General features: G+C 43.2%; 12 protein-coding genes, 2 tRNA genes and 1 riboswitch. Of the genes, 12 read left to right on the plus strand and 2 right to left on the minus strand.

Annotated elements, in window-relative coordinates; genetic code table 11:
• Positions 1-33 precede the first annotated feature (33 nt).
• From HXT44_RS01500 to HXT44_RS01510, 3 genes are all read left to right on the plus strand, one after another.
• The gene (locus HXT44_RS01500) at positions 34-2148 is read left to right on the plus strand and encodes an ABC-F family ATP-binding cassette domain-containing protein (protein ID WP_421782986.1); all 2115 of its coding nucleotides are present in this window, start codon (positions 34-36) and stop codon (positions 2146-2148) included.
• A gap of 66 nt (positions 2149-2214) precedes the next feature.
• Positions 2215-2976: a ribonuclease PH gene (rph, locus tag HXT44_RS01505; protein WP_012913873.1), complete on the plus strand. Its 762-nt coding sequence runs from the start codon at positions 2215-2217 to the stop codon at positions 2974-2976.
• Positions 2977-2998: 22 nt separating this feature from the next.
• Positions 2999-3685 (plus strand): non-canonical purine NTP pyrophosphatase, encoded by a 687-nt coding sequence (locus HXT44_RS01510; RefSeq protein ID WP_421782988.1) that lies wholly within the window; start codon positions 2999-3001, stop codon positions 3683-3685.
• Between the two features lie 13 nt (positions 3686-3698).
• Here the strand turns inward: HXT44_RS01510 and HXT44_RS01515 are convergent.
• Both HXT44_RS01515 and HXT44_RS01520 read right to left on the minus strand, forming a co-directional pair.
• Positions 3699-3779 (minus strand) — tRNA-Leu (locus HXT44_RS01515).
• A 70-nt stretch (positions 3780-3849) separates the two neighbouring features.
• Positions 3850-3922, minus strand: a tRNA-Thr gene (locus HXT44_RS01520).
• A 353-nt stretch (positions 3923-4275) separates the two neighbouring features.
• On the opposite strand from HXT44_RS01520, the gene pgi reads away from it, so the two are divergent.
• The 9 genes from pgi (at position 4276) to HXT44_RS01565 (ending at position 16326) form a co-directional block, all read left to right on the plus strand.
• Positions 4276-5970, plus strand: a complete 1695-nt coding sequence (pgi, locus tag HXT44_RS01525; protein ID WP_004110292.1) for a glucose-6-phosphate isomerase — start codon at positions 4276-4278, stop codon at positions 5968-5970.
• A 171-nt stretch (positions 5971-6141) separates the two neighbouring features.
• A riboswitch (M-box (ykoK) riboswitch) is annotated at positions 6142-6302 on the plus strand.
• Positions 6303-6406: 104 nt separating this feature from the next.
• The gene (locus HXT44_RS01530) at positions 6407-6553 is read left to right on the plus strand and encodes a hypothetical protein (protein WP_004110294.1); all 147 of its coding nucleotides are present in this window, start codon (positions 6407-6409) and stop codon (positions 6551-6553) included.
• Positions 6554-6812: 259 nt separating this feature from the next.
• Positions 6813-8561, plus strand: coding sequence for an ABC transporter permease (locus tag HXT44_RS01535; RefSeq protein WP_004110296.1), 1749 nt, complete (start codon positions 6813-6815; stop codon positions 8559-8561).
• 80 nt (positions 8562-8641) lie between these two features.
• A complete protein-coding gene (locus tag HXT44_RS01540) occupies positions 8642-10156 on the plus strand; it encodes a nitrate/sulfonate/bicarbonate ABC transporter ATP-binding protein (RefSeq protein ID WP_076003134.1) in 1515 nt (504 codons plus the stop codon).
• Positions 10157-10403: 247 nt separating this feature from the next.
• Positions 10404-10769 carry a 50S ribosomal protein L19 gene (gene rplS, locus HXT44_RS01545; RefSeq protein WP_004105329.1) on the plus strand — a complete coding sequence of 122 codons (366 nt, stop codon included), beginning with the start codon at positions 10404-10406 and terminating at the stop codon, positions 10767-10769.
• 28 nt (positions 10770-10797) lie between these two features.
• Positions 10798-11586, plus strand: coding sequence for a signal peptidase I (gene lepB, locus HXT44_RS01550; RefSeq protein WP_004110299.1), 789 nt, complete (start codon positions 10798-10800; stop codon positions 11584-11586).
• A 92-nt stretch (positions 11587-11678) separates the two neighbouring features.
• Positions 11679-12383: a ribonuclease HII gene (locus tag HXT44_RS01555; protein WP_064621818.1), complete on the plus strand. Its 705-nt coding sequence runs from the start codon at positions 11679-11681 to the stop codon at positions 12381-12383.
• A gap of 13 nt (positions 12384-12396) precedes the next feature.
• Positions 12397-13500 (plus strand): LacI family DNA-binding transcriptional regulator, encoded by a 1104-nt coding sequence (locus tag HXT44_RS01560; RefSeq protein WP_012913876.1) that lies wholly within the window; start codon positions 12397-12399, stop codon positions 13498-13500.
• 270 nt (positions 13501-13770) lie between these two features.
• Complete coding sequence (locus HXT44_RS01565) at positions 13771-16326, plus strand: ABC transporter transmembrane domain-containing protein (RefSeq protein WP_064621541.1); 2556 nt, start codon at positions 13771-13773, stop codon at positions 16324-16326.
• Positions 16327-16346 lie beyond the last annotated feature (20 nt).

Genomic DNA, 16346 nt, shown 5'->3' on the forward strand with positions numbered 1-16346 from the left:
TTTCGTATAAGTGTTCAGCTATATTTGTGGATTATGCCTACGTATGATTTGGGATTAGAACGAGTTTCGCTAGAATTTGCTACAAAAACGATTTTTAAAGACGTTACTATTGGAGTTTTTGAAGGTGACAGAATCGGTATTGTTGGAAAAAATGGCGACGGAAAGTCAACGCTACTTCGACTACTTGCCGGTAAAATGCAGCCTGATTCTGGTCGCGTTACGAAGCGCGGAGGGCTTACTTTTGGCATGTTGGACCAGCGCGATCCATTGGACGATAACGCAACTGTGCGCGAGGCTGCTCTTGAAAATCGCGAAGATTACGAGTGGGCTGCAGATCAGTGTTCGCGCGAAATTGTAGAAGCGCTTCTTGGCGGCATAAATTTGGAAGCGAAAGTTGGAACGCTTTCTGGAGGTCAGCGCAGGCGCGCAGATTTAGCAAGATTATTGTTGCACGACTGGGATATTTTGGCTTTGGATGAGCCTACGAATCATTTGGACGTTGTGACGATTCATTGGCTTGCAGAGCATCTTCTTCACCGTTGGCAGGACGGTCAAGGTGCGCTTTTGATTGTGACGCACGACCGCTGGTTCTTGGACGAGGTTTGCACTTCGATGTGGGAAGTGCACGACGGCGTAATTGATCCTTTCGAGGGTGGTTACAGCGCTTATATGATGCAACGTGTGGAGCGCGAACGCCAAGCGGATGTGCGCGAAGAGCGTCGCAGGAATTTGGCGAGAAAAGAGTTAGCTTGGCTTTCCAGGGGTGCTCGTGCGCGTTCTACTAAGCAAAAGTTCCACGTAAAGCAAGCGCGCGAGCTTATTGCAGATGTGCCGCCGCTAAGAGACACTCTTGAATTGAAGAAAATGGCAACTTCGCGTCTTGGTAAGCAAGTTGTTGATTTAATTGACGTTACGCAAATTTTCGGTAACGCTCAGCAGTTAAAAAATATCGATCCGGATATTGCAGAAAGCGCATCTTCGTCTGAATCGAATGCAGAAAAATCAAATAAAGTCGATATTGTAGAATCTGCTTTTGCGCAACCAACTCACGTAGGAAGCGTTACTATTGCCGTTGACGAAAATCAAGAAAATTCTCTTGAAAATTCTGCGGAAAATACTTCGGAAAGTACTGCTACGAGCGCAGAAAACATTGCAGAAACTTCAGCTGCATCGCGCAAAACTATTACTGGACGCATGATTTTAGACGATGCAACTTGGCTTATAGGTCCAGGCGATCGTTTTGGAATTGTGGGTGCGAATGGAGCAGGAAAATCAACATTATTAAGCATTATTGACGGATCTCTAAAGCCTACGCTTGGACACGTAAATATTGGCAAGACTGTAAAATTTGCCGTGCTTTCGCAGCGGCTAGAAGAGCTTGAAAAGCTTGGAAAATATAAAGTAAAAGAAGTTTTAAGTCGCTATAAGCCTAGCTATATTATTGATGGCAAAGAAGTGACCCCAGGTCAGCTTATGGAAAGGCTTGGTTTTAAGCCCGAGCAGCTTATGACACCAATTGCGGATCTTTCGGGCGGTCAAAAGCGACGTATGCAGCTGCTGCTGATTTTGCTAAACGAGCCAAACGTGCTGATTATGGATGAGCCTGGAAACGATCTCGACACTGACATGCTTGCAGTTATGGAAGATTTGCTCGATACTTGGCCTGGCACTTTGATTGTTGTTTCGCACGATCGCTACTTGCTTGAGCGCGTAACAGACCAGCAATTTGCGCTTATTGACGGCAAAATTCGTCACCTTCCAGGCGGTATAGATGAGTATTTGCAAATTGTAGAAAAGCTGCAACGCAATCACGAAAATAGTAGTGGTACTACTGGTACTGTTGGCGCTTCAAGTACTGCGAATGCTTCGAGTGCTGCAAATTCTACAACTAAAGAAAGTTCAGAAAGTACAGTAATTGAGCCCAAACTTACCGGCAAAGCCTATCACGATGCTGCAAGGCGAGTTTCAGCAATCGAGCGAAAACTTACAAAGCTTGAAGAAGAAAAGTCGCAAATTGAAGCGCAAATGGCTGCGCATAACCCAAGTGACTTTGTTGGACTTCAATCTCTTAACGAAGATCTTCAAAAAAACGAGCAAGAAGCAAGTGCTCTTGAGGATGAGTGGATGGAGCTTTCTGAGCAGCTTTAGTACAAAATTGCTGCGTGCTAAGAAGATGAAATAGAAGATAACAGCCACGTGCTAAATTTGTGAGGTATGACTCAAATCAAGGATATGTTGGAATCTGTAAAACCAATTCGCGTTGACGGTCGTGATGTTGACGAGCTCCGACCTGTGCACATAACACGTAAATTTACTGATGTTCCTGAAGGCTCTGTGCTTATTGAGTGTGGCAATACGCGCGTAATGTGCACCGCAACTTTTACGGTTGGTGTGCCTCGTTGGCGTAGAGATTCCGGTTTGGGTTGGGTAACTGCCGAATATTCTATGCTTCCTAGAGCAACAGCTGAGCGAACTGATCGCGAATCTGTGCGTGGAAAAATTGGTGGTCGCACTCACGAAATTAGTCGTCTTATTGGTCGCTGCTTGCGCGGTGTAGTCGATATGAAAGCGATGGGTGAGTGCCAGATTCAAATTGATTGCGACGTGTTGCAAGCGGATGGTGGAACTCGTACTGCTTCCGTAACTGGAGCTTATGTAGCTTTGGTAGATGCGCTTCATTGGGCAGAAAAGAATGGTCATATTCGCTCTGCTGCAAATGTTATTAAGGATTCTATTTCCGCTGTTTCTGTAGGCGTTATTAACGGCACTCCTATGCTGGATTTGCCTTATGTTGAAGACAGTCAAGCTATGACAGATATGAATGTAGCTATGACAGGTTCCGGTACTTTCATTGAAATTCAGGGCACTGCAGAACATCGTCCATTTAATCGCGACGAATTAAATACGTTACTTGATTTGGCAACTAAAGGTAATCGCGAATTGCAAGCTGCTCAAAAAGCCGCTTTAGCAAAATAGAAGAGATTGAAGGAGAACGGGCGTGAAGCTTATTGTGGCAACACATAATGAGGGAAAACTCGTTGAAATCAAGCAAATTTTAGAGGAGCAATTGTCGAAACTTGCAGACAGTTTCGAGTTAGTAACTGCGGGTTCTCTTGGCTTGCCTGATCCTGTGGAAACTGGCGTGACTTTTGAACAGAATGCTTTGCTCAAAGCGCGTGATGTTGCTGCAAGAACAGGTTATCCCGCTATTGCAGACGATTCGGGTCTTATCGTTGATGTGCTTGGTGCTGCCCCTGGTATTCTTTCTGCTAGGTGGAGTGGTGTGCATGGAGATGATAAAGCTAATAATGAGCTTCTTTTGCGCCAACTTTCTGATATCCCAGATCAATGTCGTACTGCTCGTTTTCGTTGTGCTGCAGCTCTTGCTATTCCGGATGGGTGCAGTGAGGTTCCTGAAGGCAGTGTTATGTCGCATTCTCACGGCTTTGAGACTGTTCGAGTTGGAGAAATGGTTGGTCACTTGTTGCGCGAGGCGCGCGGAACTAACGGTTTCGGCTATGATCCGCTATTTGTGCCAGATTTTCAGCCTATTCGCGATGGTGTGCAAATGAAAGGTTTGACTAGTGCAGAGCTGACTCAAGAAGAAAAGAATGCTATTTCGCACAGAGGTAATGCTTTGCGCGCACTTTTGCCGGAGTTGCAGGCATTATTTATTACTGAATAAGCGAAAAATTTCGTGCGCGAGATGGGACTTGAACCCACACGTCGTAAGACACAGGAACCTAAATCCTGCGCGTCTACCATTCCGCCACTCGCGCATAGACTCATATAAACAATCGAGCGAATAAAAACAAATCAAAAGTATTAATACACTCGAGTGAGTCAGAGAGCCACTTGACAGAATCGAACTGTCGACCTTCTCATTACGAGGGAGACGCTCTACCGACTGAGCTAAAGTGGCATGTTGCCCGAGACGCATTCGCGACTCGCGCACAAATCAAACACTATATATCATATTTTTGAATTTGTCCAATTTGGCGCGTCGTGCAACAGATAATGCTCCAAATGTGAGATAATTTCCTCGCGTTTGGAGTGATAAACCACAGATAACCCTCCAAATGCAGGGTAGGTTGCGCGCGTTTGGAGCACTGCACATCCTCAAACTACAAATTTTTATGTGTAAATTATCAGTGTGATTGTGTTCATTTTTGTGTTAAGCTTCGCGTGTTTCTGTCTGCTTTTGTGAGTATCTTGTGAATTGGACTATAGTGACGGTTGCTGTCACGTCAGTTGAAGAAATGAAAGGACCTTACAATGGCCATCAATCCGCCAGTTGACGCCGTAAAAACCCCAGAGTGGGCTGCATTGCAGAAGCATTACGACGAGTTGCAATCAGAAGGCGTTTGCCTGAAGAAGTGGTTTGCCGAGGACGCAAATCGCGTGGATAAGTTGAGCTTCGAAGCTGGAGATCTCCACTTCGATCTTTCTAAGAATTTAATTAAGCCTGAAACTCTTAAGCTTTTCGCAAACCTTGCAAAGGCAGTCAAGCTTGACGAGCGCACTAAGGCAATGTACACCGGCGTGCACATTAACAATACTGAAGATCGTGCAGTTTTGCACACTGCTTTGCGTCGTCCTGCAGAGGATGCTGGCAAGTTCATTGTTGACGGTCAAGATACCGTTGCAGACGTGCGTGAAGTGTTAGGTCGCATTTACGATTTTGCTAACGAAGTTCGTTCTGGCGCTTGGAAGGGCGTTACCGGCAAGAACATCAAGACTGTTGTAAACATTGGTATTGGCGGTTCTGATTTGGGTCCAGTCATGGTTTACGAAGCCTTGAAGCCATACGCTGACGCCGGCATCAGCGCTCGCTACGTTTCTAACATTGATCCAAACGATATGGCAGAAAAGACCAAGGATTTGGATCCAGAAACCACTTTGTTCATCATTGTTTCCAAGACCTTCACCACTTTGGAGACTTTGACCAATGCTCGTACCGCTCGCACTTGGTTGCTGAACAAGCTTCAGGAGTGCGGTGCTATTGACGGAAGCGACGCAAAGAAGGCTGAAGCTGTTGCTAAGCACTTCGTGGCTGTTTCCACCAACCTTGAGAAGGTTGAAGAGTTCGGCATCAACCCAACCAACGCTTTTGGCTTCTGGAGCTGGGTTGGCGGCCGCTACTCTGTGGATTCCGCTGTCGGCACTTCTTTGGCTGTTGTCCTCGGTCCAGAGCGCTTCGAAGAGTTCTTGAAGGGCTTCCACGCAATCGACACCTACTTCGCTGAGACTCCATTCGAGAAGAACGTTGTTGTGCTTCTTGGTATGCTCAACGTTTGGTACCGCAACTTCTACAAGGTTGCTTCTCACGCTGTGCTTCCATACGATCAGTACTTGCACCGCTTCCCAGCTTATTTGCAGCAGCTCACCATGGAATCCAACGGTAAGTCTGTGCGCTGGGACGGCACTCCTGTAACAAGCGAAACCGGCGAAATCTTCTGGGGCGAGCCAGGCACCAACGGTCAGCACGCTTTCTACCAGTTGATTCACCAGGGCACTCAGCTTATTCCAGCTGATTTCATTGCTTTCGTGAACACGCCAAATCCTACTAAGGATGGCGATCAGGATGTGCACGAGCTCTTCTTGGGCAACTATCTTGCACAGACTAAGGCTCTTGCTTTCGGCAAGACTGCTGATGAAGTTCGCGCTGAAGGCACTCCAGAGGAGATTGTGCCAGCTCGCGTGTTCAAGGGCAACCGTCCAACCACGTCCATTTTCGGCGATGCTTTGACTCCATTTAGCTTGGGTGAGTTGATTGCTCTCTACGAGCACATCACCTTCGTTGAAGGTACCGTGTGGGGCTTGGATTCCTACGATCAGTGGGGTGTGGAGCTTGGAAAGCAGCTTGCAAAGCAGATTACTCCTGCAATTTCTAAGGATGATGAAGCTTTGGCAGCTCAGGATGCTTCTACGCAGAGCTTGATTCGCTTCTATCGCGCTCATCGCAAGTAAGATAGTAGTCATATAGGCAATCGTTTTTAGTGATTGTTGGTTTATAAGTCTCTTGGCGTTAATTCGTCAAGAGACTTTTTGTTTAGCATCTGTCGCTGAGTTTTATAGGTCTCAAGTGCATTGCAATGTGTTTTGCTGCATATTGACACAACTGCAACAATAATTTATAATGAGCACGGTCGGTAGGTAAGGCTACCACGGGGATAAGGGTTGCTGCCGCAACACAGTGGAGACACTGCACGCTGGTTAACAGTCGTTGTCGAATTTAAGGCTTCGACTAATGCAACGCCACCGCCCTGCGAAGCTGAAGCTTGAACGACGTGGCACGCTTAACATGCATTTGTGTGTTTTGGTGCGTCTCTGTTCTCTTGTAAACCTCCGATTCAATGATGAAGATTTGCGCCGGCAGCGCACTAACTTAAGGAGGTGATTTGCCGTGAAACATGACAGTAAAAGCCATAATTCTAGTACTCGTACTGATGAAGGCTCCGACACTATTGGCAGTAGTAGTTCGGATGTTCCTCCTGAATATATGAAGCCGGCAATCATCGAATTTAGGTTGCAAAACTTGCGAAATATATAACTTACGAATACAACTTGCGAAATATAATTTACGAAGTTAAAACGTGAGTTCTAGTTATTTGCGCCTGTAACGTAATCAATGGTGATACGGCTACGCAAGAATTTACACAAGAAAAGTTACGCAGATCTTTACGCAAGAATTTACGAAAATCTAAATAGAAATCCGCATAGAAATCTCAATAGATATCTGCGTAATAAATGAATAGAAATAAAAAATACACGAAGGTGAACCCACTTATTGCCTATTCGAGGACTTTATTATGACCGTATTTACAACTTCGCGCAAAGAAAGCGCAGGTGTGCAAGTCGACGAGAACACTCGTTTCTGGTCGGATATTATTGTGTGCGTTGGCATTATTGCCGTTTTTGGCGTAACTGCCTTCCTTATTCAGCGCATAAATCAGCCGATTGGTCCAAGTGGCATACCATCTAAGGTATCCACGGACTTAATCAATCTGCCTTACTACACTTTGCGCTCAGTATTTCGCATGCTGATCGCATTAGTTGCATCTCTTATATTTACTATTGTTTATGGCTCTCTTGCAGCTCGCAGTCGTAGGCTTGGCAAGGTGCTTATTCCTCTTCTAGATATTTTGCAATCAGTTCCAATTCTTGGCTTCCTTTCGGCAACTGTCACTATTTGGTTGGTAATTTTTCCTGGATCAATGCTTGGTGTTGAAGCCGCTTCGATTTTTGCTATTTTTACGAGTCAAGCATGGAATATGACTTTTTCGTTCCACCGTTCGCTGCTCAGCGAGCCAAAGGAACTGGATGAGGCAGTTCGTAGTTTGCAACTCACGCATTGGCAACGTTTCTGGGTGCTAGACATGCCTAACGCAATGATTCCGCTGCTTTGGAATTGCATGATGTCTGTTGGAGGCGGATGGTTCTTCCTTACAGCTTCGGAAATGATTTCCGTAAATAATCACACTTACGCTCTTCCTGGCATCGGTAGTTTTGTGGCACAAGCTGCTGCCGAAAATAAGCTTGGTCTTATTTGGTGGGCTATTGTGTCGATGGTGATTGTTGTTTTGGCACTTGACTTCTTCTTGTGGAAACCGCTTACAGCTTGGGCTGAGCGTTTCCGCATTACGCAAAGCGCATCTGATAATGAGCGTCACAGTGCTATTTTGACTCTTATTCGTCACTCTCATGCAGATGAAGTTATTAGTAAGCTGTTTTTGCCAATTCGCGAGTGGCTTGAAAAAGTAACGCGCCCATTCGGTCGCACAGGCTCCAAGTGGCCTCATAAGGCTGCTCAGCATAAGCTTGGTGATTGGGTATTCAACGTTATTATGCTAATTATTGTGGCTGCTGGCGCCGCCCATATGCTTTACTTTGTGTATACAACTGCAGGTTTGCATGAGTTCATTACTGCAGGCATGCTTGGTGGCATCACTTTTATGCGCGTTGCTGCGTTGATTTTAATAAGCTCGCTTATTTGGGTTCCTGTTGGTGTTGTAATCGGCATGAATCCTAAGATTTCGCGTATTATGCAGCCTATAGTGCAAATTCTTGCTAGCTTCCCAGCAAACTTCATCTTCCCGTTTGCTATGGCTTGGTTTATGTCTTGGCATATTGATCTTGGTTGGGGAAGTATTATTTTGATGGCTCTTGGTACGCAATGGTACATTCTGTTCAATGTTATTGCAGGTGCTAGTGCTATTCCGGATGATTTGCGTGAAATGACGCGCAGCTTCCGCTTGGATCGTACTTTGCGATGGAAGACGCTTATTTTGCCGTCTATTTTCGGTTCATGGTGCACTGGCGGTATTACAGCTGCAGGCGGTGCTTGGAATGCTTCGATTGTGTCTGAGATTGTGGAATATGGAAAGAACCACATGGAAACTCAGGGTTTGGGTGCATATATTACTAATGCAACTACTTTAGGAGATTCTGCGCGCACTTTAGTTGGCGTAACTGTTATGAGCTTGATTGTTGTTTTAAGCAACCGATTATTCTGGTCGCCAATGCAACGTATTTCCGAAAAACGTTACGTATTGAATTAGATCGACTAACAAATCGACTAATAAATTTACTAATAAATCGCTTAAAATAACAAAATTTTATGGAAAAGATTGGCAAAATTATGAATACTTTAAAGAGCAATGCAAAAAAAGTGCAATCCTCAATTACAAGCGATATTATCGACGCAAAGCACATCAGTCAAAGCTTCACTTCTGACAGTGGCACTACTCAGCACGTTTTGCACGATATTTCTTTCACTCTTCGCGAGGGTGAAATCGTGGCAATATTGGGACGTTCTGGTGCTGGAAAATCAACTTTTCTACGCACAATGGCTGGTCTTGTGCAGCCAACAGAAGGCACAGTAACATATCGCGGACGCGAGCTGACAGGCCCAAACCCAGGAGTTGCAATCGTATTTCAAACCTTCGCTCTTATGCCGTGGCTTACAGTACAAGACAATGTGGAACTTGGCTTGCGTGCTAGAGGTGTTAGTAAAGAAAAGCGTACTGAGCTTGCTTTAGCTGCAATTGATGCAATCGGTTTGGATGGCTTTGAAACAGCGTATCCTAAGGAACTTTCCGGCGGTATGCGTCAGCGAGTTGGTATTGCGCGCGCGTTGGTGCTGAGACCAGATGCATTGTTTATGGACGAGCCGTTCTCTGCTCTCGATGTGCTTACTGCTGAAAACTTGCGTCAGGAAGTTCTTAAGTTGTGGTCTAGCGAGGAGCGAGATATTAAGTCTGTGCTTATTGTGACGCACAATATTGAAGAAGCTGTGCAAATGGCTGATCGCGTTGTGGTTCTTGGATCTCATCCAGGTCACTTAATTGCTGATGTGAATGTTGATTTGCCTCGTCCTCGAGATAAGCACAGTGCTGAATTTGAAGCGATGGTTGATAATTTGTATGCTATTTTGACTGGTTCTGCTCCAGAAAGCACTGCAGAGCAAGACGCTTCCGAAGATGCTGATTCTCAAGATCAAGCAAATAATGCAACTAATGAAGATGCTGAAGATAACGAAGCTGCAGCAATTGCAGATATGCTTATTCAGCGCCACCATGACGATGAAGATGAAGATAAGCAAAGTGAGGATGAAGCTGAAGCAGGTGAGGCAAAGGCAGAGCCTGTGGCTGTTCGTTTGCTTCCAAACGCTACACCAGGTGGTATGGCTGGTTTGCTTGACGTGATTTCTGAAAGCCCAGATGGTATTGATTTGGCTGATTTGGCAGCTGATTTGTCGTTTGAGATTGATGATTTGTTCCCACTTGTTGATGCTGGCACGATGCTTAATTTGCTTACTGCAGAAAATGGTCATATTACTATCACTTCTGAGGGTGAAGAGTGGCATAATGCCGATATTTTGCACAGTAAGCAAGTTTTTGCTCGTCTTGCGATTGAACATGCGTCTCTTGTGCACGCAATTGATCAAGCTTTGAGTAGGAATCGTAACGGAAAGCTTCGTGGCGAGCTGATTTTGGATTTGTTGCGCAGTAAGCACACGGATGCTTTGGCGCGTCAACAGTTTGATATTGCAATTAGCTGGGGTCGTTACGGCGAGTTGTTTGATTATGACGCTGATGATGACGAGTTGACTCGTACAGTTGAAACTGCTCCTCTCGATGGAGTTGTGCGCTGAAATAGTGCGGAATAGTGCGGAATTATGCTCAATAATGTCCATTATTGAGCATAAATTTGGTACTTGTATGCTTTCGATAAAGGGATGCCGCATAGTTCTTTTATCTTTTAGGTCTAGTCGCTTCTTATTTAAGATTGCGCGGATCGGAAGCCCCCTAAAAAGCGAACTTTTTGGGGAAAGATTTGCGTAGCACATTTGTTGCTAACGCTTACTATGCGTCGATATGCGGCGGCGATGGAGGAATATTATGGTAAATGCTGTAGAAGCATTTGATGCTAAGCATCTTAAGGCTGCTGAAGAAATTCCAGCTTTCCGTCCTGGCGATACCGTTGACGTCAACGTTAAGATTCAGGAAGGCAACAACACTCGTATTCAGACTTTCACCGGCGTTGTGATTGCTCGTAAGGGTGCTGGCGTGCGTGAAACTTTCGTTGTTCGTAAGGTGAGCTTCGGCACTGGTGTTGAGCGTCGTTTCCCACTTCATTCTCCAGCTATCGATTCGATTAAGCTGGTTCGTAGCGGTCGCGTTCGTCGCGCTAAGCTGTACTACTTGCGCGCTTTGCGTGGTAAGGCTGCTCGTATTGCTGAGCGTCGCGATAACTCTGCTAAGTAAAATAGAACTTATGTGAAGGGTATTTGTTATGACTGATGACACGCAAATTAGCGATACTCATATCGTTTCAGTAGCGGGTCATGGTATAGATCCTTCACCGGTTCCGCCAGAGCCGGAAGGAGATTTACCTTCCGGCTCTCGCATGTTTAAGCGCAAAAATAGAAAAGGTAAGCATTTTGCACATTCTAAGCGTGCTAAAAATGACCGCCTAACTTTGCGCGATGCTATAACATGGTTCGGTATTCCAGTATTAGTAGTGATACTTATTCGTGTGTTCCTATTTGGAGCTTACACAATTCCTTCTGGCTCTATGCTAGATACTATTCATATTGGCGATTATGTTATTACGACTAAGCTAACTCCGCGCTTATTCCCATTAAAGCGTGGAGATATTGTTGTTTTTGAGGATCCTGCACATTGGTTGAGTGGTGAAAATTCTTCCGGTGTTGTTGGCAAGGATTTAATTAAGCGTCTTATTGGTTTGCCTGGGGATACTGTTGAGTGTAAAGGCGCTGGACAGCCTATTGTTGTAAACGGTGTTCCAATACGAGAATCTTCCTATATTCGTCCTGGTGTTGACCCGAGTGCTTTTCCGTTTAAAGTAAAAGTTAAAGCTGGTCACGTGTTTGTTTTGGGCGATAATCGTTCTAATTCTGCGGATTCACGATATCATCGCAATGATGGCGATGATGGCTTAGTTCCGATTTCCAAAATCGAGGGCGTTGCTGTGTTTAGATCGTGGCCGCTTGATCGAATTGGTCTTTTAGACGAACACCATGATGATTTTAAAGATGTGCCTGATCGTCCTGCAAAATAAAAGTATTAACGCAATGTTGTTAACGCAATGTTATTAACACAATCGTATTAGAGCAATTGTATTAGCAAAACTTATACAAACTAATTTTAATTATGTCAAATAAATCATCCAATATACCGCTTGTTCCATCATTTAAATATGAGCAAGATTTGCTTTGCGAAGGCTATGATTGGGTTATTGGTCTTGATGAAGTAGGAAGAGGCTCTCTTGCAGGTCCTGTGATGGTAGGAGCTGCAGTTATTGGAATTAAGCAAGTAAAAGAAAACTATATGCCTGAAGGCTTAGCTGATTCTAAATTGCTGAGTGAAAAGCGTCGAGGAGAGCTTTATGAACCGTTGCAAAAATGGTGTACTTCTTGGGCTGTTGGATCTTGTACTAATAAAGAAATAGATGAGTGGGGTATTAGTTATACGCTTGGCGTTGCGGCTTTGAAAGCAATCGCAAAAGTCGAGGAAGATATTCAAATAAGTAAAAAAGAAAACACTCGTATTGCAGCAATATTGGATGGACCTTGCGATTATATTGACAAAGTCGCAAATACTTTTGACGCTCCTTACATTCCTGAGCCTGTAAAAGTCCATACTTTAGTAAAAGCAGACAGACAGTGTGCGAGCGTAGCTGCAGCTGCAGTTTTGGCAAAAGTTACTAGGGATAATCTTATGGTATCTCTTGCTAAAAATCCGAAATATGCAGCCTACGATTGGGCAAGTAATAAGGGTTACGGCTCTTTAGCTCATCGCAATGCCATTAAAAAAGTAGGACCTAGCGATTTGCATAGATTGTCTTGGCATTTATAAGCGAGGGGTATATATGGCAGAAAATGAAGCAAAACGCGTGTCAATGATCGATGTTGCGCATGCTGCTGGCGTAAGTCATCAAACTGTTTCTCGCGTTATTAATAATTCTCCTGATGTTTCTGCTAACACGCGAATTAAAGTTCTGCGAGTTATTGAGCAACTTGGGTATTATCCAAGTAATTCAGCGCGCGCATTAGCGACTAAGAGGTCGCGTACTTTAGGGCTTATCGTTGGTGCAGAAAATAGAACATCTCGAAACATCATTGCTCCTATAGAAGCGCAAGCAAAATCTCGTGGTCTTTTTCTTTCTATTAGCATGGTCAACGAAACGTTATGTGAACAAAGTGATATTCAAGATTTATGCGAGAGTTTTGAAGAGCAAAATGTCGACGGATTAATAATTGACGCTCCAACAGACGCAATATTTACGTCACTGTGTCGTACGCGTATTCTTAAGCCGTGCGTATGTGTTACTGCTACTCATGGTGCAATAAGCGCGCATGAAGGCATGAATATGTTGCGTTCTCATAGCAACGTTGAGTATTCAATGATTGGGATTAATCAATCTCGCGCAATGAACGATATTGTGTCACTTATTGCGCATTATGGACATCGAAATGCCATTTATATAGCAGGTCCTTCACAATGGAGAGGTGCTGCAACGCGACTCATTGCATGGCGTTCACTTTCAACTGCTCAAGGTATTCATTCGCATATTGTGCAATGTACTTCGTGGAAGTCTTCTGAAAGTTACGCGCGAATGAATCATATGATTGAGAAATTTGGTATAGATGGCATTGCATTGCCGACTGTTATTGTTGCTTCAAGCGATGAGCAGGCAGTAGGAGTTGTGCGTTCCTTGTATGAGCACGGTTTGAAAATTCCGAGTGATATTAGTGTTGTTGGTTTCGGCGATATTCCGGCAATAAGTGATTTTTTCCCACCTCTTACAACTGTGAGTCTCGATATGCAGCAATTAGGGTCGTTGGCAGTGCGTGAAGCTTTGAGATTAATGAATCATGGGCCTGAACCAGCATTCCCAGATATGTCTCATGGAGTTGGACAAATACCTGCTAGCTTAAAATTGCGTTCTTCTATTGGTGCAGTATTGAGATAATTTTGCGATCGTGAAAAATTGTATTAAAAAATTATTGAGAATAGAATTAAAAATGGTATTTTTAATTATTTTTTTTGATTATTTAAATATTGCGTGAAACAGTTGTGAAACAACTTTATTTTCTTAATGCTAATATCTGGCAAAATGGCTTAAAATCAGCATAATTACGCGGCTGTCGGCGTGTTGATGGTGTGTGTGAAGCGTAATCTTAACATCTGTTGGGAGTGTGTGGTTTTTGAATAAATATGGAATAAAGAAAAGGATCAGGAGATGATAAATCGCTGCTTTGCGTTCGTGCCAGGAATTAAGCATCTAGTTGTTTTAAGGTCGGCGTGTCTTGCGATTTCTTATCTTGTAAACATAGCTTTTGTCTACGTTTGCGTTGGGATGTTGTCTCCAGTATTAAGACCTGTTCGTTCTACTGGAACTTCTTTAATGAGTTCTGTTGAATTTACGTCTTACATTATTGTTTTAGCTGCTATTATTTTGCTGAAATATGCAGTTTTTTACTGGTCGTGTACTGTTTGTGCAGAAATTGAGTCGCGAATAGCTATGCGTTTGCGCCCTAAAATGTTGCGCGCAATATTATCTCTACGCTCTGTGGATGTTGAAGATTCTCATGACATTACTTCTTTGCGCGTAAATGAAGATATTTTTGCAATACAAAGTTTTGTTGCTTCTTTAGTTCCACAAATTATTGCATCTATTCCTGTTCCTGTAGTCGTTTCTGCAGCACTATTTACAGTTAACCCTGCTATAGCTGGGATTTGCACATTAGCTGCATTGTTTAATGTTGCTTCTCTTATATTCTCGTTGGCACTAAGCCCAGTATCGTGGCGTTGTGTAAGTGCATTATTTGCCTATGTTATTGCTGGACTCGCAATTGTTGCAACTGTTTGGTTATCTTCCGTTAAAGGTGTAGGTCTTGCTGCAGCTCTGTTAACAATGCCTTTGTTAATGTTAAGCGTCCAGCCACTGAGAATTGTTGGTAAGAATATGCATGTAGTTAAACATGCTGTTCATGGTTTGAATCATGTTGAAGCATTGTTGCAAATGGTTACTGATTCTCCTGCTCCAATAGCATTTAGTGACGATGGTTCAACATTATCTTTGCCTGATGGCTCAACCAATATTGCTTTGCGTATGCGATGCAATATTTCGGAAAATAATGCGAATACTAATGAAGCTCAGCGTTTATCGATAATTGCAAAATCTGGTGAATTGCAAGTTATTCCAAGTAAATATCATCATGTTATGCGTGAGAAAATACTTTCTGGAACAGGTTTTAATAAATCTGCTGACATATTGCTTTCTTATAGCGACCGTTATGATATTCATGAAGACGACGTTTCTCCATTTGTAGTTTCTGAAGTATTTGACGCAAACGATAGTGCATCTTACTTGTCGTTGAACGATGCAAGTTCTGCAGCTTTAGCAGATATTGTTACTATAGTTAGCGAGCGAAGTCATCTATTTTCCACAACATTGCGAGAAAACTTACTTTTGGCTGCTCCAACAGCTACGACTACTGCGATGTGGGATGCATTGCGAGCTGTGCGAATAGATGGTGTTGTTTATGCCGATTACGACGGTCTAGATATGCCAATAGATAGACTTTTTAATAATCCTGAAGCATCCTATAATTCTGAAGATTTAAAGCGTCGCGTTATTCTTGCTAGAGCAATTTTAAGACACACTAAAGTGTACGTTTTTGATTATTCCCAATGTGATATTAGCAATCATGAGGCTGAAGAAATTGTTAAAATATTGCGTCGCATAGCGCGTTATGCAAATGTAATAGTATTAATGCCAAATGATGATGGCATTAGCTCAACGGACGAAATAGCAACTGTAGAATCGTATCGTCATGTTGCTAATGATAGTTCTAAAAATATTACGCAACTAAATCAATTAAACGAATCTCAAAACTCGCAAAACTCGCATAATGTTGAGCAAGCTCAGCAAGATTCTAATAAAAACAAGCATATTTCTTCTATTGCAAGTATTGCTTACACTTATGAAGTGAGAACAATCTCAAAGTTCAAACGTGCTATTTTTGCTTTTATATCAATGTTTAGTACTGCTCTCAATCTTGTTTCTGCAGTATGTATTCCTGTTGCTATTGTTTCAGCAATGTTTGCTGTTGCAGGACGTCCAATATTTGGTTTTGTAATGCAACAGTGCGTGCTTGTTGCTGTTGCTTGTATGGCAGTTCGTGCATTAACTCTTGTTACAACATTTGCAGGTGTAGATATGCATCACGAACATTGGCATAAAGCTCATATCAGCATGAATGTTGGAATGATATTTGCAGTTGTACCTCTTATGGTTGTTTTGTACTATTTCGATGCGAATTTGTCTTATGTAGCTATTGTTTCGTGCGTGTTTATTATGTTTATTGTTCCTCGATACTTACTTATACGCTCCAAGCATATTGCAAATAAAGTGCGCATTGAACAGCATGAAGTTGAGAATGAAGTAAGTGATATTGAGCTTGGTATCGATGAAGTACTTGCATTTAGGCAAGGTGAGCATTGCGTTAATCGAATGGTTACTTCAATGCATAAAGTTTCTCAACAAAGAATGCGTCTGGCTCGTAAAAGTGGAGGCATGTCGGCACTTGTTCTTGCTATATCGTTAATTAGCATTTCTGTAGCCGCACTAGTAGTTTCTCACACCATTCATCCGGTGCCAGCTAATATTCCAGCATGGAGTACGGTTTATGCTGTTATGGCAATGGTTTTGCTGGTAATTATGATTCAGCAAGTTGTAGATGTTGTTTTACAAAGAATACCGTCTGTTATGAGAGTTAAGAGCAGTAACTAACTTTAATTTAAAAAACATTG

The sequence above is a fragment of the Gardnerella sp. DNF01198P genome (assembly GCF_049244165.1).
Classification (GTDB): Bacteria; Actinomycetota; Actinomycetes; order Actinomycetales; family Bifidobacteriaceae; genus Bifidobacterium; species Bifidobacterium swidsinskii.

Excerpts from the sequence above, each read along its gene's own strand:
- HXT44_RS01500 (WP_421782986.1), top strand. The coding sequence starts at position 34 with ATGCCTACGTATGATTTGGGATTAGAACGAGTTTCGCTAGAATTTGCT.
- rph (WP_012913873.1), top strand. The coding sequence starts at position 2,215 with ATGACTCAAATCAAGGATATGTTGGAATCTGTAAAACCAATTCGCGTT.
- pgi (WP_004110292.1), top strand. The coding sequence starts at position 4,276 with ATGGCCATCAATCCGCCAGTTGACGCCGTAAAAACCCCAGAGTGGGCT.
- HXT44_RS01535 (WP_004110296.1), top strand. The coding sequence starts at position 6,813 with ATGACCGTATTTACAACTTCGCGCAAAGAAAGCGCAGGTGTGCAAGTC.
- HXT44_RS01540 (WP_076003134.1), top strand. The coding sequence starts at position 8,642 with ATGAATACTTTAAAGAGCAATGCAAAAAAAGTGCAATCCTCAATTACA.
- rplS (WP_004105329.1), top strand. The coding sequence starts at position 10,404 with ATGGTAAATGCTGTAGAAGCATTTGATGCTAAGCATCTTAAGGCTGCT.
- lepB (WP_004110299.1), top strand. The coding sequence starts at position 10,798 with ATGACTGATGACACGCAAATTAGCGATACTCATATCGTTTCAGTAGCG.
- HXT44_RS01555 (WP_064621818.1), top strand. The coding sequence starts at position 11,679 with ATGTCAAATAAATCATCCAATATACCGCTTGTTCCATCATTTAAATAT.
- HXT44_RS01560 (WP_012913876.1), top strand. The coding sequence starts at position 12,397 with ATGGCAGAAAATGAAGCAAAACGCGTGTCAATGATCGATGTTGCGCAT.
- HXT44_RS01565 (WP_064621541.1), top strand. The coding sequence starts at position 13,771 with ATGATAAATCGCTGCTTTGCGTTCGTGCCAGGAATTAAGCATCTAGTT.